Raw genomic sequence first — 24,175 nt, 5'->3', positions numbered from 1 at the left:
ATGCGGGGCCGAATCCCCTTGCGTCAACCGCAAATGGAAAATTGCCCCGAAAATCGGGGTGATTTTTTACGCCTGTTTTTCGAGGGGTGCAGTTTTGTGATCACAAATGGGCCTGACGGCTATTCTGCTGCGTCCAACTGGCCCGGTTCCATCGGTGGTGCGGTCCATTCCGCGATTTTCTCGGGCGTCAGAATGCGGTCCCGCCGTTCATAGAACCAGTGCAGGGCGGCCTGTTCCAGATGGTAGAGGATCAGGTCTTCGCGTAGTTCCTCCAGTTCCTCCTTCACCTTCGGCAGCAGGCGGTGGATCGAGGCATCTTCCACCTCGTTGCGGTTGCAGCGTTGGTAAAAGATCGAATCCTTGAAATACTTCCCCAGACCCTGCGTATTCGCTGCGCCCCGGTCGTTTTTCATCAGGAAGGTATCGTCGGAGCGGATGGCGTAGTGGTTGATCTGGGCATTGTCCCAGGTCAGTTCCGCCCGGTCCATCTTGCGATGGCGTTCATGGGGCGGTTTGAAGAGCGAGTCGGACGTGATCTGCACCCCGCGCGTGTTGTGATTGCGGACCTTCGGGTGGGTTGGGTGCTTCGGCATGTGGATCGAAACGGCGGAGAACTTGCGCGCCTTGAACATCGCCTTGTGCAGGCAGGAGTTCCAGGCGGGTTCCGCCTTGGCCATGGTGAAATGCTCCGTCACCAGCCCGCCGGGCCAAGTCTCGTGCCCGGAATTGCCGAAAAGCCGCCAGGCGATGGCGATAGATTCCGTGGGCGGCATGAGGTCGAGCAGGTCATCCACATGGCCCTCGCCGCAGGTCACGTTCAGAAACTCGTCGCTGTCCACATGCAGGCACCATTCGGCCAGCACCAGATCATCGACATCCTCGCGCGCGATGCGCAAGGATTCCATCTGTGGGCGGCCCGCGCCGCGCCAGTCGTTGCGCAGGTGGCGGACGTAGCCCATCTGCTGCAACCTGTCGAGCATCAGGTCGGTGCCGTCGGTGCAGTTGTTGGTGACGATGACGGCCTTGTCGAAGCCGATCACGCGGTAATAGGCGATCCATTCCAAGAGGAACATGCCCTCGTTACGCATGCAGGACAGAACGACCTTGTCGCCGTGACGGCTGGTCATGCGGCTTTCTCCTCGTCCACGGGCAAGGTCCATTCGGCGATGCGCTCGGGCGTCAGGACGCGGGCACGACGGTTGTCCCACCAGATGTTGGAGGCCTGTTCCAGCGTCGCCAGCAGGGGGTCGGCACGCAGCGCGTCGATCCGGTCCTGCAGTTCCGGCAGGTGGCGCAGGATCGACGTATCTTCGCGTCGGTTGGTGTTGTAACGCCGGTGGAAGGTGGAGTTGAGGTAACGCTTGGTGCCGCCCCGGTCGGCGCCGTCGCCGCGATCGTTCTTCAGCAGGAAGAGATCCTCGGATTTGATCGTGTAGTGGTTGATGCAGGCCCCGTCCCAGGTCAGCTTTTCGCGGTCCATGCCCCGGTGGCGTTCATGGGCCATGGTATAAAGCGCGGTGGTGTCGATGGCCTCACCCATGGCGTTGCACTGGGTCGCATCGGGACGCAGCGGGTGCTTGGGCATATGCACGGTCATGGTCTGGAATTTCTTCGGCTGGAACAGGGCCTTGTGGAAGGCGGTGGACCAGAAGGGTTTCTTGTCGCAGCGGGTGAAGTTTTCCAGCACATTGCCGCCGGGCCATGTCTTGTGGCCGCCATCGCCAAAGGGGCGCCAGGCAATGGCGCAGGCGTCGAAGCCCTGCACCACGTCGATCAGGTCATCGAGCCGGTGATCCCCATGAAACACGTTCAGAAACTCATCGCTGTCCACATGCAGCAGCCAGTTGGCCTCGGCCACTTCCTCGATCTCGTCCCTGGCCATGCGCAGCCCGTGGATCTGCGGGCTGTCAGCCTCGTAGCCGCGATTGCGGATGTGTTTGACCTGCCCAAGCTCCTGCAAGCGGTCCAGCATCATGTCGGTGCCATCGGCGCAGTCATTGCTGATGACCACGATATGATCGACCCCGAGCAGGCGGTAATAGGCCACCCATTCGAGCAGGAAGATCCCCTCGTTCTTCATGCAGGACAGGACGGTTCGGGTTCCAAAGCGGCTGCTCATCGGCGTGGCCCTTCGTGTGACGGCTCGTTCCGGCGCTCTGATGGCGCGTTTGGGCGGAGTATGCCGCGCGCGGGGGGAAAGGGCAAATGAAAGCGGTCGAGGTGGAGGCGGGCAGGAAAAATCTTCTGGAAGATTTTTCGGGATTTTTCTGAAGAATTTTCCGGAAAATTCTTCCTGATCCCCTAGATCAGGGCCGCCACCAGCATGAGCACGGTGGCCCCAAGCCCCACGGCCCACAGAAGCGACCGCCAGGGCACCCAGCCAAAGGCATAGGCAGGCACATAAAGAATGCGCGCGGCAAGGTAGATCCAGGCGCATGCGGCGGTGAGGGAGGAGGAGGCCTCGCCCAATGTCACCACGACCACGGCGATGGTGAAGAGGATCAGCCCCTCGAAATGGTTGGTCATCGCCCGGTGCAGGCGGCCTGTGCGGGGGCTGACCTGGTCCATCAGCGGGGTACCGAGCCGGTCCGGGTCGCGGGGCGAGAGTGTCTTGGCGGTGCCAAGCTCCAGATTGGCGGGGATCGCCATGAGCGCGATCTGCACGACTTGCCAGAGGGCCGCGAGGGCGAGGGTGGTGAGTTCGGGGGTCATGGGAACCTCAATCGAAAACGTCCGCCCGGCAGACCCGGACGGACGAAATAGCTACGCTTCAGAGTCTGACTTGGATCACAAATCCATCAGCAACCGCCGGGGATCCTCCAGTGCTTCTTTCACCCGCACCAGGAACGTCACCGCGCCTTTGCCGTCGACGATGCGGTGATCGTAGGACAGGGCGAGGTACATCATCGGGCGGATCTTGATCTCGCCATTGATGACCATGGGGCGGTCCTGGATCTTGTGCATGCCGAGGATGCCCGACTGCGGGGGGTTCAGGATGGGCGAGGACATGAGCGAGCCATAGACGCCGCCGTTCGAGATGGTGAAGGTGCCGCCCTGCATTTCCGCCATGGACAGTTTGCCATCGCGGGCGCGCTTGCCCTTTTCGGCGATGGCTTTCTCGATGGCGGCAAAGCTCATCTGGTCGGCATCCCGGATGACCGGAACCACCAGACCCTGCGGGGTGCCTGCGGCGACGCCCATATGAACGAAGTTCTTATAGACGATGTCTGTGCCGTCGATCTCGGCGTTGACCTCGGGCACTTCTTTCAGTGCGTGGCAGCAGGCCTTGGTGAAGAAGGACATGAAGCCGAGGCGGACGCCATGCTTCTTCTCGAACTGGTCCTTGTACTGGTTGCGCAGCGCCATGACCTCGGTCATGTCCACCTCGTTATAGGTGGTCAGGATCGCGGCGGTGTTCTGCGCGTCCTTCAGGCGGCGGGCGATGGTCTGGCGCAGGCGGGTCATCTTGACCCGTTCCTCGCGCGCGGCGTCATCGGCGCTGACCGGGGCACGCGGCGCGGCGGCAGGGGCCGGAGCCGGGGCTGGCGTGGGGGCCGCTGCGGGGGCGGAGCCGGCTTTCATCACGTCTTCCTTCATGATGCGCCCGTCGCGTCCGGTGCCCTGCACCTGATCGGGCGAGAGACCCTTTTCGGCCATCAGCTTTTCAGCGGAGGGCGCGTTCTTGACGTCGGTGCTGGCGGAGGCCGCAGGGGCAGGGGCCGCCGCCGGGGCTGCAGCAGCAGCAGACGCGCCGCCGATCACGGCCAGCTTGGCGGAGGCATTGACGGTGGTTCCTTCCGGCGCGACGATTTCCGACAGCACGCCAGAGGCCGGGGCGGGCACCTCGACCGACACTTTGTCGGTTTCCAGCTCGCACAGCATTTCGTCCTGCGCGACGGTGTCGCCCACCTGCTTGAACCAGGTCGAAACGGTGGCCTCGGTCACGCTTTCCCCGAGCGTGGGCACCATGACGTCAACGGCCTCGCCACCCGATGATGCGGGTGCGGCGGCAGGGGCTGCTTCGGCGGCGGGGGCGGGGGCTGCGCCTTCACCAGCCGACAGAGTGGCCAGCAGCGCATCAACACCGACGGTTTCCCCTTCTGCGGCCACGATCTCGGCCAGGGTGCCAGCGGCAGGCGAGGGCACCTCGACGGTCACCTTGTCGGTTTCCAGCTCGCACAGCATCTCATCCACCGCGACGGCATCGCCGGGTTTCTTGAACCAGGTGGCGACCGTTGCCTCGGTCACACTTTCGCCCAGGGTGGGCACTCGGACTTCTACGGACATCTATCAGTTCCCCTCGATGGTGAGCGCGTCGTTCACGAGCGCGGCTTGCTGTGCTTTGTGCTGGCTGGCCAGGCCCGTGGCGGGCGAGGCAGAGGCGTTGCGGCCGGCATAGGATGGCCGCGTGTGTTTGGCGCCGATGCGGCTGAGGACCCATTCGATATTGGGTTCCACGAAGCTCCAGGCGCCCTGGTTCTTGGGCTCTTCCTGACACCAGACCATCTCGGCCTGCTTGAAGCGTTCCAGTTCCTTCATCAGGCTGAGGGCCGGGAAGGGATAGAACTGCTCCAGACGCATCAGGTAGACATCGTCCAAGCCACGCGCGTCGCGTTCTTCCAGCAGGTCGAAATAGACCTTGCCGGAACACATGACCACGCGCTTGATCTTGTCATCGGCCACCAGCTGCGTATCGGAATTGCCGTATTGGGCATCATCCCACAGAACCCGGTGGAAGCTGGACCCGGTGGTCATTTCCTCGGCCTTGGAAATCGCCAGCTTGTGACGCAGAAGCGATTTCGGTGTCATCAGCACCAGCGGCTTGCGATAGTCGCGGTGGATCTGGCGGCGCAGAATGTGGAAGTAGTTGGCCGGAGTCGTGCAGTTGGCGACGATCCAGTTATCCTCGGCGCACATTTGGAGGAAGCGTTCCAGACGGGCAGAGCTGTGTTCCGGGCCCTGGCCTTCGAAGCCGTGGGGCAGCAGCATGACAAGGCCCGACATCCGCAGCCATTTGCGTTCGCCCGAGCTGATGAACTGGTCGAACATGATCTGCGCGCCGTTGGCGAAATCACCGAACTGGGCTTCCCACAGCACCAGCGCATTGGGTTCGGCGAGGCTGTAACCATACTCGAAGCCAAGCACGGCATATTCCGAGAGCATCGAGTCGATGACCTCGTATTGCGCCTGCCCCTCGCGGATGTGGTTGAGCGGGTAGTAGCGGTCTTCGGTGACCTGGTCGATCAGGCCGGAATGGCGCTGGCTGAACGTGCCGCGGGTGGCATCCTGCCCGGCAAGGCGCACCGGGTAGCCCTCGGTCAGAAGTGAGCCATAGGCCAAAGCTTCGGCGGTGGCCCAATCGAAGCCCTCGCCGGTTTCGAACATCTGCTTCTTGGTGTCCAGCAGACGGCCCACGGTCTTGTGCAGGTTGAACCCTTCTGGCGCGGTGGTCAGCGCGCGGCCGATCTCCGCAAAGGTTTCGGGTGCGATGGCGGTTTCGCCGCGCTGATATTCCTCGCCCTTCTTGTCCAGATGCGACCAGCGCCCGTCCAGCCAGTCGGCCTTGTTGGGCTTGAATTCCTTACCGGCCTCGAACTCTTCGTTCAGATAGGCCTGGAAGGCGGCCTTCATGTCCTCGATCTCACCCTCGGGGATCAGCCCGTCCTTCACCAGCCGTTCGGTATAGAGTTGCAGGGTCGTCTTATGGCCCTTGATCTTCTTGTACATGATCGGGTTGGTGAACATGGGCTCGTCGCCCTCGTTGTGACCGAACCGGCGGTAGCAGAAGATATCCAACACCACGTCCTTGCCGAATTTCTGGCGGAACTCGGTGGCAACCTTGGCGGCATGAACCACGGCCTCGGGGTCGTCGCCGTTCACGTGGAAGATCGGGGCCTCCACCATCAGAGCGATGTCGGTGGGATAGGGGCTGGAGCGGCTGAAATGCGGCGCGGTGGTAAAGCCGATCTGGTTGTTCACCACGATATGCATGGTGCCGCCGGTCTTGTGACCCTTGAGGCCGGAGAGGCCAAAGCCCTCGGCCACCACACCCTGACCGGCAAAGGCCGCGTCGCCATGCAGAAGCACCGGCAGAACGGAGGTGCGGGCCTCATCGTTCTTCTGGTCCTGCTTGGCGCGAACCTTGCCCAGAACCACCGGGTTCACCGCCTCCAGGTGAGAGGGGTTGGCGGTCAGGGAAAGGTGCACGGAATTGCCGTCAAACTCCCGGTCGCTGGACGCGCCAAGGTGGTATTTCACGTCGCCGGAGCCATCCACATCCTCGGGCTTGAAGCTGCCGCCCTGAAACTCGTTGAAAATCGCGCGATAGGGCTTGCCCATCACGTTGGCCAGCACCGACAGGCGGCCCCGGTGGGGCATGCCGATGACGATCTCTTTCAGGCCCAACTGGCCGCCGCGCTTGATGATCTGTTCCATCGCGGGGATCAGGCTTTCGCCGCCATCAAGGCCGAAGCGCTTTGTGCCCATGTATTTCACATGCAGGAACTTTTCGAAGCCCTCGGCCTCGACCAGCTTGTTCAGGATCGCCTTGCGGCCTTCGCGGGTGAAGGCGATTTCCTTGCCATAGCCCTCGATCCGTTCTTTCAGCCAGCCGGCCTCTTCGGGGTTCGAGATATGCATGTATTGCAGCGCGAAGGTGCCACAGTAGGTCCGCTTCACGATGTCGATGATCTGCCGCATCGACGCGACTTGCAGGCCCAGAACCTGGTCGATGAAGATCGGGCGATCCATGTCGCCCTCGGTAAAACCGTAGGATTTCGGGTCCAGTTCCGGGTGCGGGGTCGCGTCGCGCATGCCAAGCGGGTCGAGATCGGCCACCAGATGCCCCCGGATCCGGTAGGCCCGGATGATCATCAGCGCGCGGATGCTGTCCAGAACCGCCCGTTTGATGACCTCGTCGGTCACTTCGATGCCCTTTTCCGCCGCCTTTTCGCGGATTTTCTTCTCAGCCCCCTTCGCCTCGGCCTGTACGGGCCATTCGCCGGTCAGCGCCCCGGTCAGGTCGTCATTGGGCGCAGGCGGCCAGTCGGCGCGCGCCCAGGACGGGCCAGCGGCCTCGGCCTTTACATCGGGTTCGGCATCGCCAAGGGCGCGGAAGAACTCCTGCCACGCCGCATCGACCGCATTGGGATCGTTGGCATACTGGGCGTAGAGCTGTTCCAGATATTCCGCGTTGTGGCCCTGCATGAAGCTGGAGGCCTGGAAGAGGTCGTTAGGGCTTTGGTCGGTCATGGCGTTACCTCTGTCGGGTTGGGACCGTTCGGATGGCCGGTTGAGGGCTTGAGGCAAGGGATGAGGCGCATCCGGTCATCATCTCGCTTTTGTATTCAAAGAGAGGGCGGGGATGCCTCCCCGCCCTGATCCAGGGTTTATCCGATGGCCTTCAGCACAGCCTCGCCCAGACCGGCGGGGCTTTCGGCCACGACGATACCGGCGGACTGCATCGCTTCGATCTTGTCCTCGGCGCCGCCCTTGCCACCGGCGACGATGGCACCGGCATGGCCCATGCGTCGGCCCGGAGGCGCGGTGCGGCCCGCGATGAAGCCTGCGGTCGGTTTCCAGCGGCCGCGCTTCTTCTCATCGGCGAGGAACTGTGCGGCTTCTTCTTCCGCCGAACCACCGATTTCACCGATCATGATGATCGACTCGGTTTCGTCATCGGCCAGGAACCATTCCAGCACGTCGATATGCTCGGTCCCCTTGATCGGGTCGCCGCCGATGCCGACGCAGGTGGATTGGCCAAGGCCCACATCGGTGGTCTGCTTCACGGCTTCATAGGTCAGGGTGCCGGAACGGGACACGACGCCGACGGACCCACGCTTGTGGATATGGCCGGGCATGATGCCGATCTTGCAGGCGTCAGGCGTGATGATGCCGGGGCAGTTGGGCCCGATGAGCCGCGACTTGGACCCTTCCAGCGCCCGCTTGACGCGCATCATGTCCAGAACCGGGATGCCTTCGGTGATGCAGACAATAAGCTCCATCTCGGCGTCGATGGCCTCAAGGATCGAGTCCGCTGCGAAGGGCGGCGGCACGTAGATGACGGAGGCATTGGCCTCGGTCACATGCTTGGCCTCGTGAACGCTGTCAAAGACAGGCAGGTCCAGATGGGTCATGCCGCCTTTGCCCGGCGTCACGCCGCCGACCATCTTGGTGCCATAGGCAATGGCCTGTTCAGAGTGGAAGGTGCCTTGCGAGCCGGTAAAGCCCTGACAGATCACCTTGGTGTTTTCATCTACGAGTACGGCCATTTTATTGTCCTGTCACTTGCGGGATTGCTGCGGCCGCGCCTTGCGCGGACCGGGGTGATTGGGATGCAGAGGCGCCCGGAAACAGGCTGTCCGCTGCGGGAAAGACAAGCGCGCGAAGCGCTTCGTTGCTGCCGGCATTCATCGCCCGCACCCGTGCCGCCTGTTCCGGGCTGAGACGCAGGCGTTTGCTGCCGAAAAGGAAGGGCATGTTACGGCTGTAGAGGCGGCGCTGGGCGGGCAGAAGCCCCAGCCTGTTGACCAGCTTGCCGAACAGGCGGCTGCCCCACAGCAGCAGGTGAAGCTGGTAGAGCGGCATGGAATCGTTCAGCTTCGGCGGCCGCGCGGTTCGGCTGGCATCGACCCCGAGGGCATGGGCGAAATCGTCGATCAGGTCGCCGCCCGCGAAAGCCGCGCGGTCGAAGATCCGCACATCGACATTCTCGTCCCCCGCGACGCCGCGCCATTTTTCGATCAGCGCGTGGTAATCGTTGAACCCGAAGTTTTCGATATAGGCATCAAGGCTTTCCGTCGTGCCAGACCGGACCGCCTGCACATAGGCGCTGGCAACCCAATCGGTCTGCTCGCGGATATAGACCACATAGCGCACCTCATTGAAGCGAGCGGCAAACCAGTTATGCAGCTTCTCCATTTCAGGCACATTCTTCAGACCGGCCCCGATATGTTCGGACGAGGTCACATAAGTGCCGTCTTCGGGCGGCGGAAAGGTGGCTTCGACACGGGTCAGGAATTGGTCCAGTCGTTCTTGCAGGTCAGCGCGGCTCCGGATTCGGTATGACTGCGCCTGCCAGCCACCCGGCACGTAATTGGGGCGTTGCGAATGTGCAAAGATTGTCCAACCGACGGCGGTGGACAAGTGCGGGCCGCTATGCGGGCCCAAATTGTCGTGCCAGATACCCTGATCGCGCAAAGCGTCCTGATTGATCTGCAGCCAGGCCTGAATCGTCGTCGATCCGGTCTTGTTCAAACCGATATGCACGACACAGCGCTGCCGCTTCCTCGATGGGCCGGGAATGGGCCGCTGATCGGTCATGCCGACACTCCTGCACGTCGCATCCGATGCGGGCGGGCGAACCGGTTCGCGCTTGAAAGGATATGCTTTGCGGGTCGGGCCACGGAAAGGCTGCTCCGATGTTGTCTATTGGATGGGCGCGGGCGCCCACCCGGTTCTCTGCGGTCAGACAGGTTTGCCCGTGCTCACCCCTTGACCGCTGCCACGATCTTCTGCGCGCCGTCCTTCAGGTCGTCCGCAGCGATCACGTTCAGGCCGGAGGTGTTGATGATCTCCTTGCCCTTTTCGACATTGGTGCCTTCCAGACGGACGACCAGCGGAACCTGAAGGCCCACTTCCTTCACCGCCGACACAACGCCCTCGGCGATGATGTCACAGCGCATGATGCCGCCGAAGATGTTCACCAGGATGCCTTTGACGTTCGGGTCAGAGGTGATGATCTTGAAGGCTTCGGTCACCTTTTCCTTGGTCGCACCGCCACCCACGTCGAGGAAGTTGGCGGGTTCAGACCCGTAAAGCTTGATGATGTCCATCGTCGCCATGGCCAGGCCCGCGCCGTTCACCATGCAGCCGATTTCACCGTCGAGCGCGATGTAGTTCAGGTCATACTTGGAGGCGGCGAGTTCCTTGGGGTCTTCCTCGGTCTCGTCGCGCAGTTCGGCAATGTCGCGGTGGCGGTAGATGGCGTTGCCGTCGAAACCGACCTTCGCATCCAGCACCTTCAGATCACCCTTGTCGGTCACGATCAGCGGGTTGATCTCCAGCATCTCCATGTCCTTCTCGGTGAAGGCCTTGTAGAGCAGACCCATCAGCGCCACGCACTGTTTGACCTGCGGGCCCTTCAGCCCGAGAGAGAACGCGATCCGGCGGCCGTGAAAGGCCTGATACCCGGTTGCGGGATCGACGGAGAAGGACAGGATCTTTTCGGGGGTCGCGGCGGCGACCTCTTCGATATCCATGCCGCCCTCGGTCGAGCAGACGAAGGAAATGCGGCTGGTCTGGCGATCGACCAGAAGGGCCAGATACATCTCGGTCTCGATGCCCGACCCGTCTTCGATATAGATCCGGTTGACCTGCTTGCCGGCGGGGCCGGTCTGATGGGTCACAAGGGTGCGGCCCAGCATCCTTTTGGCCTCATCTGCCGCTTCTTCCACCGATTTGGCCAGACGCACGCCGCCCTTTTCGCCAGCATCGGCTTCCTTGAAGCTGCCCTTGCCGCGCCCGCCCGCGTGGATCTGCGCCTTGACCACCCAAAGCGGGCCATCGAGTTCACCGGCTGCGGTTTTGGCGTCTTCAGCTCTCAGGACCACGCGGCCATCGCTGACCGGGGCGCCGTAATTGCGAAGCAGAGCCTTCGCCTGGTATTCATGAATGTTCATGAAACTGTCCCATGTTGCTACTTGGTCCCGTCCGTCTAAGCACAAGTCATGCGTGCAAAGAAACGCCATTTTGCCGTTTCAGCGGGCATTTGCCGAAAAAAGCCGGATTTGTGATCACAGTCGGAAAAGGTGTGATCACAAATGGGAAGTCCCTTGTTCTCAAGGCGCTGACTGCGGCGAATCACTGACTTCCTGGGATCGGCAGCAATCGGGATCGCTCAGGAAGACATCATGACGGGGGTAAAGCCTGCACTGTCATCCAGGCCGACCGCGGACAGCAGCGGATAGCCCGCGCGTGCCTGACCACGGGCGCTGACATAGTCGAAACTGTCGTAGAAGCGGTCCGCGCCATGGTCCTTCAGCGTGACATCCGTCCAGTCCGCGAGGATCTGATCATAGGCATCCGACAATGCGCTGTTGTCCGGGTCCAGGTTGGACAGCATCACAAGGCCCGTTGGTTTGCAGTCCAGCACGTCGATCTTCAGGCCGGGGCGATATCGCTGAAGGATCGGCAGCAGTTTCCACACATCGCCGGTCCAGGCTGCGGCGGGGATATTGTCCAGATCGCGCGTGGTCATCTCGTGATCGAAGGGGCAGCAATCATGCATCATGATCACCCCATCCGGGCGAGACCGCTTCTCGGTCTCGATGACGTCGCGCAGCAGGTACTCGAACAGGTGCATCCCGTCCAGAAAGCTCAGGCTCAACCGAATGTCGAGCGCGTCCAGAAAGCCGCTGGCAAAGAAGTCGTCGCTGGTTTGCTGGAAGATATGCAGCGCGGGCTTGGCTCCGATCGCGTTGCGTTCCACCCGGAAGAAGGGGTCAACCGCGATGGTCTTGGACCGGACCGGCGCGAAGGAAGATCCATCCCGGCACCCTATTTCCATATACCAGTCCAGCAGCGTGGTTTCGTGCAGGTTCCTCAGGAAGCGGTGGTAATGCATGCCGGTGGCGGGTTTGAACATGCTGGCTTGGCCCCTACTGATCCCGAAACGAAAAAGGCAGCCCGAAGGCTGCCCTTTGCTTAACGTATCGAACCTGATCAGGCGAGGGTTTCGTCAATCGCCTTGCAGGCCTCGACCAGACCTTTGACCGCATCGACCGATTTGGTGAACATCGCCTGTTCTTCTTTCGACAGTTTGATGTCCACGATCTTCTCGATACCGCCGGCGCCGATGATGGTGGGAACGCCCACATACATGCCGTTCAGGCCAAACTCGCCATCGCAATAGGCCGCGCAGGGCAGCAGGCGCTTTTGGTCTTTCAGGTAGGCCTCTGCCATTTCGATGGCCGAGGTGGCAGGCGCGTAATAGGCCGATCCGGTTTTCAGCAGGCCAACGATTTCGGCGCCGCCGTCACGGGTGCGCTGCACGATGGCATCGAGCTTTTCCTGCGTGGTCCAGCCCATGTCCACCAGGTCGGGCAGCGGGATGCCGCCAACGGTGGAGTAGCGGACCGAGGGCACCATGGTGTCGCCGTGGCCGCCCAGAACGAAGGCCGTCACATCGCGCATGGAAACGTTGAATTCCACCGACAGGAAGTGACGGAAGCGGGCGGAGTCGAGGACCCCGGCCATACCGACCACCTTGTTCGCGGGCAGGCCCGAGAACTGTTGCAGGGCCCAGACCATCGCGTCGAGCGGGTTGGTGATGCAGATCACGAAGGCGTCGGGGGCGTTGTCGCGGATGCCCTCGCCCACGGATTTCATGACCTTGAGGTTGATCCCCAGAAGGTCGTCGCGGCTCATCCCCGGTTTGCGGGGCACGCCTGCGGTCACGATGATGACATCGGCACCGGCGATATCGGCATAGTCCGTGGTGCCGGACATGGCGGCATCGAACCCTTCCGAGGGGCCGGATTCCGCGATGTCGAGGGCCTTGCCCTGCGGCACGCCGTCGGCGATGTCGAACAGAACAACGTCACCGAGTTCCTTGATTGCTGCGAGATGGGCAAGGGTGCCGCCGATCTGGCCTGCGCCGATAAGGGCAATCTTGGGTCTGGCCATGAGAATTCGTCTCCGAGCTCAGTTGAAGTTGCCAAGTGGCCTAGCCGCACTAAGGGAGTCGCGCAAGGGCCTTACGGCGCGGCGGAAAGCCCCATATCGCCGCGCTGCCGCATACGATGTTGTTAACGCGCTGGAATCCGGACGGAAATTCCCAGGCAATCAGCTGAAGAAATGTATGCAAATGTATGCCGGATACAAGAATCCAGACCGCTATCAGCACGAAGTTGGAGATTTTCATGAGGTCAGGTCGCCTCTCCGCGCGCGGATTGCGCCAGATCTTCCCATGAATTGCCCGAAGCCACGAGACAGGTGGTGCCGTCGGGCGCGGTGACGGTGATTGTCCACGTACCTGTTTCGTCCGAGGCGAAGATCTCCACGATCCGGCCCGCCGGGCCCATGCCCCAACTGCGGGCGGTTTCGCCGAAATAGCCGGTCAGAGTGCCGACGATCTGGTCGCGTTCGGCACAAATGGTCCGGGCGGTTTGCGCGTCTGCCAAGGCGGGCAGCACCAGCAGCGCGAAGGGCGCGATAAAGAGAGAAACGAAGCGGGTCATCCTGTCTGCCTTTCGTTGCGGAAACGGGGCAGAGATGCAGGGAAAGCGACGGTTCCGCCCGAAGCTCCCATTCAAAGATCGTCAAAGCCTGCCGCAGAAATCCGAAGATTCGGTTAATCCGCGCCGTTGCGCCGCGAAAGAAAATTTCGCTACGTTGCGGCATAAAGCAACTTGCATTCGCAGCATTCTTTGTGTTTTGTGCCGCCGATCTTGCCCGAAAGGACGGTTTTCATGACCCAGACCGCACGCCCCTTCCGCTCCGTTCTCTATATTCCCGGCTCGAAAGAGCGGGCGCTGGAGAAGGCCAAGACCCTGCCGGTGGACGCGATCATCTTCGATCTGGAGGACGCGGTCGCGGTCGAAGAAAAGGCCAATGCCCGCGCCACGCTGGCCAATGCCCTGGCCGCAGGCGGCTATGGCAACCGGATGCGGATCGTGCGGATCAACGGGCTCGATACCGGGTGGGGTGAGGCCGATGCGAAGGCCGCGGCGACCATGGATTGCGACGCGGTGCTGTTGCCCAAGGTGGAAAGCGCGGCGCAGGTCGATGCGCTGGCCGCCCTTGTCGGTGACAAACCCATCTGGGCGATGATGGAAACGCCAAGGGGCATGATCAACGCGCCCGAAATTGCCGCCCATCCGCAGATGCGGGGCTTCGTCATGGGCACGAATGATTTGGCCAAGGAAATGAACACCCGCTTCCGCGCCGACAGGCTGCCGATGATGGCGGGGCTCAGCCTCAGCCTGCTGGCCGCCAAGGCCGAAGGGATCGTGATCGTCGATGGCGTCTATAACGCCTTCAAGGATGACGAGGGGCTGCGCGCCGAATGCGAACAGGGCCGCGACATGGGCTTTGATGGCAAGACGCTTATTCACCCCGCGCAGGTTGATATCGCCAATGCCGCCTTTGCGCCCTCTGAGGCCGAGATAGACCTTGCCCGCCGCCAGATCGCGGCCTTCGAAGAAGCCGAAGCCAGCGGTCAGGGGGTTGCCGTTGTCAACGGAAAGATCGTCGAGAACTTGCATGTCGCCACCGCCAAGGCCACCTTGGCCAAGGCGGAGGCCATCGCTGCGATGCAGGCAGGCTGACGCGACAACAGCCAGTCCGCAGGAGACGCGCCCATGTACCTCATCCTCATGATCCTCGGCATCGCCCTATGGGCCGGTGCCCATCTGTTCAAACGCGCCGCCCCCGCTGCCCGCGCCGATATGGGCGACAAGGGCAGGGGCCCGATTGCGCTGGCGCTGCTGGCGAGCATCGTGCTGATGGTGATCGGCTTTCGCGGCGCGGATGTGGGGCAGGTCTGGTATCCGCCGGTCTGGGGCACGCATGTGAACAACCTGCTGGTTCTAGTGGCGATTTTCATGATGAGCCCGGCCCCACGGAAAGGCAAACTGCTCAACCAGATGCGCCACCCGATGTTGACGGGCTTCGGGCTTTGGGCGCTGGCGCATCTGCTGGTGAACGGGGATTTGGCCTCGGTGATCCTGTTCGGCGGCCTTCTGATCTGGGCCATCGTCGAGGTTATCGCCATCAACCGCGCCGAACCCAACTGGCACCCCACACAGACCGGAACCTACGCCAAGGACGGCATGTTCCTCGTGGCCTCTGTCATCCTGATGGGTGTGATCGGCTACATCCACTATTGGCTGGGATACTGGCCCTTCGGCTAGGTCCCGATAACGAAAGAGACACAGGCACATGGCCAAGACCAACCCCGGCAATTTCTTCGAGGATTATTCTATCGGCCAGCGGATAGAGCACGCGGTGCCGCGCACCGTGTCGGGGGGCGAGCGGGCGCTTTATCATGCGCTTTATCCCTCCCGCCACGCGCTGCATTCCTCGGATGAATTCGCGCGGGCCTGTGGGCTGCCTTCCTCGCCGCTCGACGATCTGGCCGCCTTCCATATGGTCTTCGGCAAGACCGTGCCGGATGTCTCTCTGAACGCCGTGGCGAACCTCGGCTATGCCGAGGGCCGCTTTCGCAAGCCGGTCTATCCCGGCGATACGCTGCGCTCTGTTTCGGAAGTCATCGGGCTCAAGCAGAACTCCAACGGCAAGTCGGGCGTGGTCTATGTGCGCACCGAGGGGCTCAATCAGCGCGATGAGGTCGTGCTGGACTATGTCCGTTGGGTCATGGTGCGCAAGAACGATCTGGACGCGCCCGCGCCGGAAACGGTGATCCCCGATCTGGCGAAGGTCGTGCCGGCCGACACCCTTGTGATCCCCGAAGGACTGGATTTCACCGGCTATGACTTCACCCTCGCAGGTGAGCCGCATCGGTGGGGTGACTACGAGATCGGTGAAATCATCGACCATGTGGACGGCGTCACCATCGAGGAAGCCGAGCACATGATCGCCACGCGCCTGTGGCAGAACACCGCCAAGGTGCATTTCGACGCCACCTTCCGCCCGGATGGGCAGCGGCTGATTTATGGCGGGCATGTCATCTCCATGGCCCGCGCGCTCAGCTTCAACGGGCTGGCCAATGCGCAGCTGATTGCCGGTATCAACGCGGGCGCCCATGCCAACCCCTGTTTCGCGGGCGATACCGTGAAGGCCTGGACCGAGGTGCTGGACAAGGCGGAAACCGCCGCGCCCGGCGTTGGTGCGCTACGTTTGCGGCTGGTGGCGACCAAGGGCGGCAAGGCGGGGGAATTGAAGGGTGAAGACGGCAAATACCTGCCCGATGTTCTGCTCGATCTTGACTATTGGGTACTTGTTCCCGTCTGAGGTACAATTCCCCGATAAACCCCGACAATTCCTCTAAACCCCTTAAATGCGCGGGTTTTGCACGGTTTGCGGCGTGACAATGCCCTATTTCTGACGTTAACTTTCGGTTAACCTGCCTAAAAGGACAGGTCTGAAAGGGATCTTCATGCATTCGCTGGCTATCGCGCTTTATTACCTCGCCTCACTGGGCACCATCTTCATGGCCGCGCGCTATCTTTTCGGCAGTCTGCCGACGCAATACCATCGGGATATGGTCGAAAAAGCAGGCGGCGAGATGAGTGAGATCCTGGAGACGATCCTGCTGTCTCATGGTCGTGCACTTGGGGCGGCGTTGCTGGCCTCGGGCGTGTCGATCTACCTGTTCGCGGATATGATCGAGGCGGATTCGAACTTCATCATCCGGCTGCGTCCGGTGCTGGTCGGCCTGATCATCGGTATGCCGATCACGGTCTATACGCGGCAACTGGAAGAGAAGACCGGCGTGCAGACGCCTTGGCGAGTCTCTCTGGTTCTGTTGGCCGTGCTGATGGGGGGCTTCGGTCTTTCCTTTTTGTGATCACACTATTTGAGGACGTGATCACAAAATGCCGCTCTGCGGCGATTAGACACAAAAAACTGTCAAAAAACCGGGGCAAACCTGCGTGCGGATAGGTGACTCCTTGAAAAAAGGCGTTATGCATAAGGGGAACAAGCAATCACCTAGCACAACCTGAAAGGGTGTTCGCCATGGCTGACGTCAATCGCGGCAACCGTCCGCTGTCCCCGCACTTGCAGATTTACCGTCCGCAGCTCAACTCCGCGACCTCGATCCTGAACCGGATCACCGGCATCGCACTTCTCGGCGGGGCAGTCCTTGTCGTCTGGTGGCTGATGGCTGCGGCAACCAGCGAGGCCTATTTCAACTTCGTAGACGGGCTGATGACCTGCTTCGTCGGTGACGTCCTTATGACGCTCTGCGTTCTGGCGCTGTGGTATCATGCGCTGGCCGGCGTCCGCCATCTGGTCTGGGACATGGGCTATGGGCTCGACCCCGATGACAGCGACAAGATGGGCTGGGGCATCATCATCGGCAGCGTCGCGCTGACCTTCCTGACCATCATCACGATCTGAGAGGCTGATCCATGGCACTTATGACCGACCGCAAACGCGTGATTGGCCTCGGTTCGGCCAAATCGGGCACCGATCATTTCTGGAAGACGACCATCACCGCCGTGGCGCTGCTGATCATCACCCCGATGTTCCTGTTCAGCTTCGGCCCGCTGCTTGGCGAACCCTATGCCGATGTGCAGGCCGCCCTGTCGCGCCCCTTCCCCGCCGTATCGGCCGCCTTGATGCTGATCGTCGGCTTCTACCACTTCCGCCTTGGGATCCAGATGGTGATCGAAGATTACATGCAGGGCCTGTCCCGCAAGATCGCGATCATCGTCATGGCTTGCATCAGCTACGGGCTGATGGCCTTCGGCCTCGTTTCGCTCGCCCAGATTGCGCTGTAATCCAGGGACAGGAGATCAAGACACATGACCGAGTCCTACGCACTCAATCATCATTCCTATGACGTCGTTGTCGTCGGTGCCGGGGGCTCCGGCCTGCGCGCGACGCTCGGCATGGCCGAACAGGGGCTGAAGACCGCCTGTATTTCCAAGGTGTTCCCAACCCGCAGCCACACCGTGGCGGCACAGGGCGGCATCGCCGCATCGCTTTCCAACATGGGCCCCGACCACTGGCAGTGGCACATGTATGACACCGTCAAAGGCTCCGACTGGCTGGGTGACACCGACGCGATGGAATACCTCGCGCGCGAGGCCCCCAAGGCGGTGTATGAGCTTGAACATTACGGCGTTCCGTTCAGCCGCACCGAGGAAGGCAAGATCTACCAGCGCCCCTTCGGCGGCCACACGACCGAATTCGGGGAAGGCCCCGCCGTGCAGCGCACCTGCGCCGCTGCCGACCGCACCGGCCACGCCATCCTGCACACGCTTTATGGCCAGTCGCTCAAGAACAACGCGGAATTCTATATCGAGTATTTCGCGACCGACCTGATCATGTCCGAAGACGGCCAGTGTCAGGGCGTCGTGGCGTGGAAGCTCGACGACGGCACCATGCATGTCTTCAACGCCAAGATGGTGGTGCTGGCAACCGGCGGCTATGGCCGCGCCTATTTCTCCGCCACCTCCGCCCACACCTGCACCGGTGACGGCGGCGGCATGGTGGCCCGCGCGGGCCTGCCGCTTCAGGATATGGAATTCGTGCAGTTCCACCCGACCGGCATCTATGGCTCCGGCTGCCTGATCACCGAAGGCGCGCGCGGCGAGGGCGGTTACCTGACCAACAGCGAAGGCGAGCGGTTCATGGAACGCTACGCGCCTCAGTACAAGGACCTCGCCCCGCGCGATTACGTGTCCCGCTCCATGACCATGGAAATCCGCGAGGGCCGTGGCGTGGGCGCTGAGGGCGATCACATCCACCTGAACCTTTCCCACCTGCCTGCCGAGGCACTGGCCGAACGCCTGCCCGGCATCTCGGAAAGCGCCAAGATCTTCGCCGGTGTCGATGTCACCAAGGAACCGATCCCGGTCATCCCGACGGTGCATTACAACATGGGCGGCATCCCCACGAACTATTGGGGCGAGGTGCTGAACCCGACCAAGAAAGACCCGACCGCTGTCGTGCCCGGCCTTATGGCCGTGGGCGAGGCGGGTTGTGCTTCCGTTCACGGGGCGAACCGGCTTGGGTCCAACTCGCTCATCGACCTCGTGGTGTTCGGTCGCGCCGCCGCGATCCGCGCCGGTCAGGTGGTGGACGCGGACGCCCCGAACCCGGTTCTGAACAAGGCCAGCATCGACAAGGCGCTCGGCCGCTTTGACGGGCTGCGCTACGCCAATGGCGACACCCCGACCGCCGAGCTGCGGTTGGAAATGCAGAAGACCATGCAGGCCGACGCCGCCGTCTTCCGCACCTCCAAGACATTGTCGGAAGGCGTCGAGAAAATGACCGCCATCGCTGGCAAGATGGGCGATCTGAAAGTGACCGACCGCAGCATGGTCTGGAACAGCGACCTTATGGAAACGCTGGAACTGACCAACCTGATGCCGAACGCGCTCGCCACCATCGTCGGCGCGGAGGCCCGTCAGGAAAGCCGTGGCGCCCACGCGCATGAGGATTTCCCGGATCGCGACGACAAGAAGTGGCGCGTCCACACGGTGTCCCGCATCGAGGGCAGCAGCGTCGGGCTGGAATACCGCCCGGTCATCACCGACCCGCTGACCACCGAAGACGAGGGCGGCATATCGCTCAAGAAAATCGCGCCCAAGGCGCGGACCTTCTAAGGAGACGAGGACATGGTTCAATTCACGCTTCCCCGTAACTCCAAGATCATCACGGGCAAGACATGGCCCAAGCCGGAAGGCGCCACCAATGTGCGCAAGTTCCAGATCTATCGCTGGAACCCCGATGACGGGAAAAACCCGCAGGTCGACACCTATTTCGTCGACATGGATACCTGCGGCCCGATGGTTCTGGACGCGCTGATCAAGATCAAGAACGAGATCGACCCGACCCTGACCTTCCGTCGTTCCTGCCGCGAAGGCATCTGCGGGTCTTGCGCGATGAATATCGACGGCATCAACACGCTGGCCTGCATCTACGGCATGGACGAGATCAAGGGCGACGTGAAGATCTACCCGCTGCCGCATATGCCGGTGGTGAAAGACCTGATCCCGGACCTGACGCATTTCTACGCACAGCATGCCAGCATCATGCCGTGGTTGGAAACCAAGACGCAGCGGCCCGAGAAAGAGTGGCGGCAATCCATCGAGGACCGCAAGAAGCTCGACGGTCTTTATGAATGTGTGATGTGTGCATCCTGTTCGACCAGCTGCCCCAGCTACTGGTGGAACGGCGACCGCTACCTCGGCCCTGCCGCGCTGCTCCATGCCTATCGCTGGCTGATCGACAGCCGGGATGAAGCCACGGGCGAGCGTCTGGACGAGCTGGAGGATCCCTTCAAGCTCTACCGCTGCCACACCATCATGAACTGCGCCAAGACCTGTCCCAAAGGCCTGAACCCGGCCAAGGCGATTGCGTCGATCAAGAAGATGATGGTCGAGAGGCAGCTCTGATCCTTTAGACATTCCGAAACCGGGCCGGTGACTTCCCCGTCGCTGGCCCGTTTCTTTTTGGGGCCCGCGTCAGGGGGGATTTACTCCGCCCCGCGAATGCAGGACCATGCTACCGATTGGGTTCACGAGTATCTTTTGTGATGACGAGTAACGAAGTCAGAAAATGCAGGATTGGCGCGGGGCGTATCCTTGCGGCTTTCTGTGTTGCGGACGAAGCTGCCTGTCGGCCTGATCATCCCCAGACAAGCGTCATTTCACGCTTCCCTCCGACCACTGCCATTTCAAACCGCAGCCCCAACGGGCCGCATCCTTTCAGACCTCGTGAGAGCAATTTCGCTCGCGGACGGCACGAGCATCAACCCTCGCACCCTCTGCACCCAGAATGGTTCCATCCCGATGAAATTCCTGAAGAAGATTTTCGGCGGCACGCAAAAGCCCGCACGGACGAAAGACACCGCCGCCGCGCATACGGCTGAGCCCCTTGCCCTGCCAAGTCACGAGGTGATCCGGAACCGGCTGGCCGAGGCGTTTGGCGTTCAGCCGATCCTCTTTCATGAACTGGTGTCGGATGTCGTTCCGATCGACATTCTGTGCTTTGCCCCCGCAGGCACCCGTGACCACTGGGTTTTCGTGACCCTGGGCATGAGCAACGAACGCATGGCCGTGCCGGACAATGGCGACCCCGCGATCTGGGGCCGGGTTGAGCTGATGATCGGGCTGCATGCGGACTGGGGCGACAAGGTGGTCGAGATCATGCAGCAGCGTCGGAATGATGATCCCACGACATGGTGGCCGATCAGATATCTCAAGCACTACGCGCGCTATCCCCACAGCGCCGGGGCGTTCGTGGCGGATGGCCACACGCTGTCCTCCCCGGAAGGCGCGCCCTATTCCGACGATACGGGGATGAGTGCCGCGATGGTCAGCTACCCGACGATCCTGCCGGATGAGGCCGTGCGCTTTGATCTGCCGAACGGGGACAAGGTGACCATCCTGGGGCTCGTCTATCTCTATCCGGCAGAGCTGGAGCACAAGGCCAATGTCGGGCTCGATACGTTCAGCCTCGATCTTGAAGAACAGGGCGTGTCCGAGGTGATCTACCCCGATCGCAGGCCCATGGTGGGGTGAAACACGGGCAGTCGGGCTGACCGGTCCGCCCATCAATCTTAGGCGCGTTGTTCGTCGCCCCTTGTCCCCACGGCGGGCAGAGATATCCTGACCGGGTCATGACCGATCTCGATGCCATCCTGCCGCCCTGGCTGCGCGAATATCTGCCTCAGGACCATCCGTTTCTGGTGGCGGGGCTGACGGTGCTGGCCGTTTTCCTGTGGCTCAGGATCGGGGCGCTGCTGGTCGGATTGGCCCGGTCGCGCGGCGGCCCTCGTCATGGAGAATCCCCCGCCCCGGACAACCCCACACGCGATTGCATCTGGGAACCCGATGCGCGCCCCGCCCCCTGGGGGCGCGCCCGCTGGCGCTGCGCCGCTTGCGGCGGGGTCGAGTTCACCGAAGGCGTTCACCCCCCGCAATATTGCATGCGCAACCCGTAGCCGCGCCCATGCCCCAGATCGCCGACAGCAAGATCATTGCCCTGTCCAGTATGGATTTGGCACGTTGGTCGGTCTTGCGGATGAGGCCACCGCGATGCTGTGTCACCGACAGGTCAAAGGCCCGGCAACGACCTTGCCATGGTCGCGTGCGGGCAAGACAGGGGCGGCTGGCTGCCTAGGGTCAAAGGGTATTTCAGACCTTGAGCCCCCATGCACGAACGCCGAATACCCGAATGGCTGCGCCACGCTCCTGCGCCGGGCGTCAAGGGCTTTGCCACGCTCGCGGGCTGTGAAGCGGTGGCGCGCGGCATCCTGATCTCGGTGATGCCGCTGGCGATGCTGGAGACCCTGGGCAGCGCCAAATCGTTGTCAGAGGCCTATTTCATCGTCGGACTGCTGTCGATGATCGCGGGTTTTCTGGTGCCGTGGCTGAACCGTTTCGTGCCGCGCCGCTGGCTTTACACCGGTGCGGCGCTGACCTTCTTCGCCGGTGCCGGGATCGGGGCCATTTCACCGGATCTCATCGTCGTAACGCTGGCCCTGACCACTGTGGCCGTCGCCACGCTTTTTGTCTGCTTCAACGCCTATGTGCTGGACTACATCGAACGGGTAGAGCTTGGGCGCAGCGAAACCCTGCGCATGTTCTACAGTGCCGCCGGCTGGACTGTGGGGCCGGTGGCGGGTGTCTACCTGATGGACTGGTGGCGTCCGGCGCCCTTCCTGATCTCGGGCGTCGCGATCCTGGGGATGATGGCCACCTTTCTTTACCTGCGGCTCGGCAATGGCAAGCTGATCCAGAAGGCCAAACGGCCCGCCACGAACCCGATTGCCTATCTGGGCCGCTTCGCGGCTCAGCCGAGGCTGGTGGCGGGCTGGCTATTCGCTGTTATCCGGTCCTGCGGTTGGTGGGTTTACGTGGTCTACCTGCCGATTTACGCGGTGAATGCGGGGCTGAGCGAGCAACTGGGCGGCGTGATGCTGTCGATGACCAACGGGCTGCTGTTCATCACGCCACTGATGCTGCGCTGGATGCAGGGAAGGTCTGTGCGCCAGTCCGTGCGCACCGGATTTCTGGGGGCAGGGGTGTTGTCGGTCGCGGCCTTTGCGCTGGCAGGTTGGCCGGTGGCGGCTGTGGTGGCGCTGGCCTCGGTGTCGTTTTTCCTGATCCTGCTGGATGTCTGCGGGGGCTTGCCCTTCCTGATGGCGGTAAAACCCTCGGAACGGACCGAGATGTCAGCCGTCTATTCCAGCTTTCGCGATGTGTCGGGCATCCTGACACCCGGCGCGGCATGGCTCTTGCTGCTGGCGGCGCCGCTGTCGTCCATATTTGCCCTGTCGGGCGGGGCGCTGCTGGCGGCCTGGATGCTGGCCGGGCGGATGCATCCGCGGCTTGGGTTGCGCCGTGTCCGGGTGCCGGTGCCGGAACCCGCACCGGTTATTGAGATGCCATTCGTCACGACGTGGGAAGGGGACGCCTGACCGGGCCTAGCCTGTCAGCCCTGCAAGGATATCCGCCGCTGCCTTGTCGGGCGAGGTTTTGCCCCGTGCCACGGCTGCCCCAAGCTCCGCCATACGCGTTCGCATCTCGGGATCGCCGGTCAGCCGCGCCAGCAGACCCGATCGCACCTCTTCCTCGAACCAGTGCCGGGCCTGTTCCGCCCGCCGATCCTGCCAGACGCCATGGCCCTTGCGCCACGCCGCCAGTGCCTGCATCTCGTCCCACGCCCGTTCCAGCCCGTCGCCTTCGACCGCCGAGACCGTCAGTGCCTTGGGGAAATCCTGCGGGTCGCGCGCCCGTTTGCGCAACAGCCGCAGAGCGCCCGCATAGTCCGCGCAGGTCCGCGTGGCGGTGGCTTTCAGGTCGCCATCGGCCTTGTTGACAAGGATGAGGTCGGCAATCTCCATGATCCCGCGCTTGACGCCCTGCAACTCGTCTCCACCCGCCGGGGCCAGCAACAGCACGAACAGGTCGCACATCTCGGCCACCATGGTCTCGGACTGGCCGACCCCCACGGTTTCGATGATGATCACGTCGAACCCGGCCGCCTCGCACAGCGCAACGGCCTCCCGCGTGCGGCGAGAGACGCCCCCCAGATGAGACAGCGACGGTGACGGCCGGATGAACGCGTTCTTCTGGCGGCTGAGTTGCTCCATCCGGGTCTTGTCGCCGAGGATGGAGCCGCCAGAGCGGGTTGAACTGGGATCGACCGCCAGCACGGCAACCTTCAACCCCTGGTCCACCAGCATCATGCCAAAGCTTTCAGTGAAGGTGGATTTGCCTACCCCCGGCGTGCCCGACAGACCGATCCGCAGCGCCTGCCGCCCATGGCCTTGAAGCGTTTCCAGCAAGGCCGTCGCCTCGGCCCGGTGATCGGGCCGGGTGCTCTCCACCAGTGTCACAGCACGCGCCAAGGCACGCCGTTCCCCGGCTAGGATGCGGTCGGGCAGCTCGGCGGGCAGGCGGGTGTCGGTCATCGGGCCATCGTTTCTTTCAGCGGATCGGCAAAGCGCCAGACGCTGTTTGCCCCGCCGGAT

General features: G+C 62.3%; 23 protein-coding genes. 11 read left to right on the top strand and 12 right to left on the bottom strand.

Annotation, left to right across the window (positions count from 1 at the left end):
- Window positions 1–119: 119 nt before the first annotated feature.
- The 11 genes from RBB16_RS08330 to RBB16_RS08280 all read right to left on the bottom strand — a co-directional run bounded on the left by RBB16_RS08330 (window position 120) and on the right by RBB16_RS08280 (window position 13,238).
- A complete protein-coding gene (locus tag RBB16_RS08330) occupies window positions 120–1,127 on the bottom strand; it encodes a glycosyltransferase family 2 protein (protein ID WP_306045723.1) in 1,008 nt (335 codons plus the stop codon).
- Entirely contained in the window at window positions 1,124–2,119 is a 996-nt protein-coding gene (locus RBB16_RS08325; protein WP_306045722.1) for a glycosyltransferase family 2 protein, read from the bottom strand. The genes RBB16_RS08330 and RBB16_RS08325 overlap by 4 nt, the downstream gene beginning before the upstream one ends.
- Before the next feature lie 182 nt (window positions 2,120–2,301).
- Window positions 2,302–2,712: an MAPEG family protein gene (locus RBB16_RS08320; protein ID WP_306045721.1), complete on the bottom strand. Its 411-nt coding sequence runs from the start codon at window positions 2,710–2,712 to the stop codon at window positions 2,302–2,304.
- 75 nt (window positions 2,713–2,787) lie between these two features.
- A complete protein-coding gene (gene odhB / locus RBB16_RS08315; protein WP_306045720.1) occupies window positions 2,788–4,287 on the bottom strand; it encodes a 2-oxoglutarate dehydrogenase complex dihydrolipoyllysine-residue succinyltransferase in 1,500 nt (499 codons plus the stop codon).
- 3 nt (window positions 4,288–4,290) lie between these two features.
- Entirely contained in the window at window positions 4,291–7,251 is a 2,961-nt protein-coding gene (locus tag RBB16_RS08310) for a 2-oxoglutarate dehydrogenase E1 component (protein WP_306045719.1), read from the bottom strand.
- Between the two features lie 137 nt (window positions 7,252–7,388).
- Window positions 7,389–8,270 carry a succinate--CoA ligase subunit alpha gene (gene sucD, locus RBB16_RS08305; protein WP_071690940.1) on the bottom strand — a complete coding sequence of 294 codons (882 nt, stop codon included), beginning with the start codon at window positions 8,268–8,270 and terminating at the stop codon, window positions 7,389–7,391.
- Window position 8,271: 1 nt separating this feature from the next.
- Window positions 8,272–9,321 (bottom strand): hypothetical protein, encoded by a 1,050-nt coding sequence (locus tag RBB16_RS08300; RefSeq protein ID WP_306045718.1) that lies wholly within the window; start codon window positions 9,319–9,321, stop codon window positions 8,272–8,274.
- Between the two features lie 164 nt (window positions 9,322–9,485).
- Window positions 9,486–10,679, bottom strand: a complete 1,194-nt coding sequence (sucC, locus tag RBB16_RS08295) for an ADP-forming succinate--CoA ligase subunit beta (RefSeq protein ID WP_306045717.1) — start codon at window positions 10,677–10,679, stop codon at window positions 9,486–9,488.
- Window positions 10,680–10,897: 218 nt separating this feature from the next.
- On the bottom strand, window positions 10,898–11,644 hold the full coding sequence (locus tag RBB16_RS08290; RefSeq protein ID WP_306045716.1) for a class I SAM-dependent methyltransferase: 747 nt from the start codon (window positions 11,642–11,644) through the stop codon (window positions 10,898–10,900).
- Window positions 11,645–11,721: 77 nt separating this feature from the next.
- Entirely contained in the window at window positions 11,722–12,684 is a 963-nt protein-coding gene (gene mdh / locus RBB16_RS08285; protein ID WP_306045715.1) for a malate dehydrogenase, read from the bottom strand.
- Window positions 12,685–12,926: 242 nt separating this feature from the next.
- Complete coding sequence (locus RBB16_RS08280) at window positions 12,927–13,238, bottom strand: hypothetical protein (RefSeq protein ID WP_306045714.1); 312 nt, start codon at window positions 13,236–13,238, stop codon at window positions 12,927–12,929.
- A gap of 231 nt (window positions 13,239–13,469) precedes the next feature.
- Here RBB16_RS08280 and RBB16_RS08275 point away from each other — a divergent pair, with 231 nt between their 5' ends.
- From RBB16_RS08275 to RBB16_RS08225, 11 genes are all read left to right on the top strand, one after another.
- Entirely contained in the window at window positions 13,470–14,327 is an 858-nt protein-coding gene (locus RBB16_RS08275) for a CoA ester lyase (protein WP_306045713.1), read from the top strand.
- A 33-nt stretch (window positions 14,328–14,360) separates the two neighbouring features.
- Window positions 14,361–14,912 (top strand): NnrU family protein, encoded by a 552-nt coding sequence (locus RBB16_RS08270; protein ID WP_306045712.1) that lies wholly within the window; start codon window positions 14,361–14,363, stop codon window positions 14,910–14,912.
- 28 nt (window positions 14,913–14,940) lie between these two features.
- Window positions 14,941–15,972 (top strand): MaoC family dehydratase, encoded by a 1,032-nt coding sequence (locus RBB16_RS08265; RefSeq protein WP_306045711.1) that lies wholly within the window; start codon window positions 14,941–14,943, stop codon window positions 15,970–15,972.
- Window positions 15,973–16,117: 145 nt separating this feature from the next.
- Window positions 16,118–16,528, top strand: coding sequence for a hypothetical protein (locus tag RBB16_RS08260; RefSeq protein ID WP_306045710.1), 411 nt, complete (start codon window positions 16,118–16,120; stop codon window positions 16,526–16,528).
- Between the two features lie 170 nt (window positions 16,529–16,698).
- Window positions 16,699–17,082 carry a succinate dehydrogenase, cytochrome b556 subunit gene (sdhC, locus tag RBB16_RS08255; RefSeq protein ID WP_306045709.1) on the top strand — a complete coding sequence of 128 codons (384 nt, stop codon included), beginning with the start codon at window positions 16,699–16,701 and terminating at the stop codon, window positions 17,080–17,082.
- Between the two features lie 11 nt (window positions 17,083–17,093).
- Window positions 17,094–17,465 carry a succinate dehydrogenase, hydrophobic membrane anchor protein gene (gene sdhD, locus RBB16_RS08250; protein WP_306045708.1) on the top strand — a complete coding sequence of 124 codons (372 nt, stop codon included), beginning with the start codon at window positions 17,094–17,096 and terminating at the stop codon, window positions 17,463–17,465.
- A gap of 24 nt (window positions 17,466–17,489) precedes the next feature.
- Window positions 17,490–19,298: a succinate dehydrogenase flavoprotein subunit gene (gene sdhA / locus RBB16_RS08245; protein ID WP_306045707.1), complete on the top strand. Its 1,809-nt coding sequence runs from the start codon at window positions 17,490–17,492 to the stop codon at window positions 19,296–19,298.
- A gap of 12 nt (window positions 19,299–19,310) precedes the next feature.
- Complete coding sequence (locus RBB16_RS08240) at window positions 19,311–20,090, top strand: succinate dehydrogenase iron-sulfur subunit (RefSeq protein WP_071690952.1); 780 nt, start codon at window positions 19,311–19,313, stop codon at window positions 20,088–20,090.
- Window positions 20,091–20,486: 396 nt separating this feature from the next.
- Window positions 20,487–21,218, top strand: coding sequence for a suppressor of fused domain protein (locus tag RBB16_RS08235; protein WP_306045706.1), 732 nt, complete (start codon window positions 20,487–20,489; stop codon window positions 21,216–21,218).
- Between the two features lie 98 nt (window positions 21,219–21,316).
- On the top strand, window positions 21,317–21,640 hold the full coding sequence (locus RBB16_RS08230; RefSeq protein WP_306045705.1) for a hypothetical protein: 324 nt from the start codon (window positions 21,317–21,319) through the stop codon (window positions 21,638–21,640).
- A 210-nt stretch (window positions 21,641–21,850) separates the two neighbouring features.
- Window positions 21,851–23,119: an MFS transporter gene (locus RBB16_RS08225; RefSeq protein ID WP_306045704.1), complete on the top strand. Its 1,269-nt coding sequence runs from the start codon at window positions 21,851–21,853 to the stop codon at window positions 23,117–23,119.
- Between the two features lie 6 nt (window positions 23,120–23,125).
- Here RBB16_RS08225 and meaB read toward each other — a convergent pair whose 3' ends face one another.
- On the bottom strand, window positions 23,126–24,115 hold the full coding sequence (meaB, locus tag RBB16_RS08220; RefSeq protein ID WP_306045703.1) for a methylmalonyl Co-A mutase-associated GTPase MeaB: 990 nt from the start codon (window positions 24,113–24,115) through the stop codon (window positions 23,126–23,128).
- Window positions 24,116–24,175 lie beyond the last annotated feature (60 nt).

It is taken from the genome of Nioella sp. MMSF_3534, from assembly GCF_030732985.1.
Taxonomy (GTDB): Bacteria; Pseudomonadota; Alphaproteobacteria; order Rhodobacterales; family Rhodobacteraceae; genus Nioella.
This window is presented reverse-complemented; position numbering and strand designations above follow the sequence as displayed.

Coding starts and splice junctions, on each gene's coding strand:
- RBB16_RS08320 (WP_306045721.1), bottom strand. CDS start 2,712: ATGACCCCCGAACTCACCACCCTCGCCCTCGCGGCCCTCTGGCAAGTC.
- RBB16_RS08310 (WP_306045719.1), bottom strand. CDS start 7,251: ATGACCGACCAAAGCCCTAACGACCTCTTCCAGGCCTCCAGCTTCATG.
- RBB16_RS08270 (WP_306045712.1), top strand. CDS start 14,361: ATGTACCTCATCCTCATGATCCTCGGCATCGCCCTATGGGCCGGTGCC.
- RBB16_RS08300 (WP_306045718.1), bottom strand. CDS start 9,321: ATGACCGATCAGCGGCCCATTCCCGGCCCATCGAGGAAGCGGCAGCGC.
- RBB16_RS08235 (WP_306045706.1), top strand. CDS start 20,487: ATGAAATTCCTGAAGAAGATTTTCGGCGGCACGCAAAAGCCCGCACGG.
- sucD (WP_071690940.1), bottom strand. CDS start 8,270: ATGGCCGTACTCGTAGATGAAAACACCAAGGTGATCTGTCAGGGCTTT.
- RBB16_RS08265 (WP_306045711.1), top strand. CDS start 14,941: ATGGCCAAGACCAACCCCGGCAATTTCTTCGAGGATTATTCTATCGGC.
- sucC (WP_306045717.1), bottom strand. CDS start 10,679: ATGAACATTCATGAATACCAGGCGAAGGCTCTGCTTCGCAATTACGGC.
- mdh (WP_306045715.1), bottom strand. CDS start 12,684: ATGGCCAGACCCAAGATTGCCCTTATCGGCGCAGGCCAGATCGGCGGC.
- sdhA (WP_306045707.1), top strand. CDS start 17,490: ATGACCGAGTCCTACGCACTCAATCATCATTCCTATGACGTCGTTGTC.
- RBB16_RS08275 (WP_306045713.1), top strand. CDS start 13,470: ATGACCCAGACCGCACGCCCCTTCCGCTCCGTTCTCTATATTCCCGGC.
- meaB (WP_306045703.1), bottom strand. CDS start 24,115: ATGACCGACACCCGCCTGCCCGCCGAGCTGCCCGACCGCATCCTAGCC.
- RBB16_RS08260 (WP_306045710.1), top strand. CDS start 16,118: ATGCATTCGCTGGCTATCGCGCTTTATTACCTCGCCTCACTGGGCACC.
- sdhD (WP_306045708.1), top strand. CDS start 17,094: ATGGCACTTATGACCGACCGCAAACGCGTGATTGGCCTCGGTTCGGCC.
- RBB16_RS08330 (WP_306045723.1), bottom strand. CDS start 1,127: ATGACCAGCCGTCACGGCGACAAGGTCGTTCTGTCCTGCATGCGTAAC.
- RBB16_RS08230 (WP_306045705.1), top strand. CDS start 21,317: ATGACCGATCTCGATGCCATCCTGCCGCCCTGGCTGCGCGAATATCTG.
- RBB16_RS08290 (WP_306045716.1), bottom strand. CDS start 11,644: ATGTTCAAACCCGCCACCGGCATGCATTACCACCGCTTCCTGAGGAAC.
- RBB16_RS08325 (WP_306045722.1), bottom strand. CDS start 2,119: ATGAGCAGCCGCTTTGGAACCCGAACCGTCCTGTCCTGCATGAAGAAC.
- RBB16_RS08280 (WP_306045714.1), bottom strand. CDS start 13,238: ATGACCCGCTTCGTTTCTCTCTTTATCGCGCCCTTCGCGCTGCTGGTG.
- sdhC (WP_306045709.1), top strand. CDS start 16,699: ATGGCTGACGTCAATCGCGGCAACCGTCCGCTGTCCCCGCACTTGCAG.
- odhB (WP_306045720.1), bottom strand. CDS start 4,287: ATGTCCGTAGAAGTCCGAGTGCCCACCCTGGGCGAAAGTGTGACCGAG.
- RBB16_RS08225 (WP_306045704.1), top strand. CDS start 21,851: ATGCACGAACGCCGAATACCCGAATGGCTGCGCCACGCTCCTGCGCCG.
- RBB16_RS08240 (WP_071690952.1), top strand. CDS start 19,311: ATGGTTCAATTCACGCTTCCCCGTAACTCCAAGATCATCACGGGCAAG.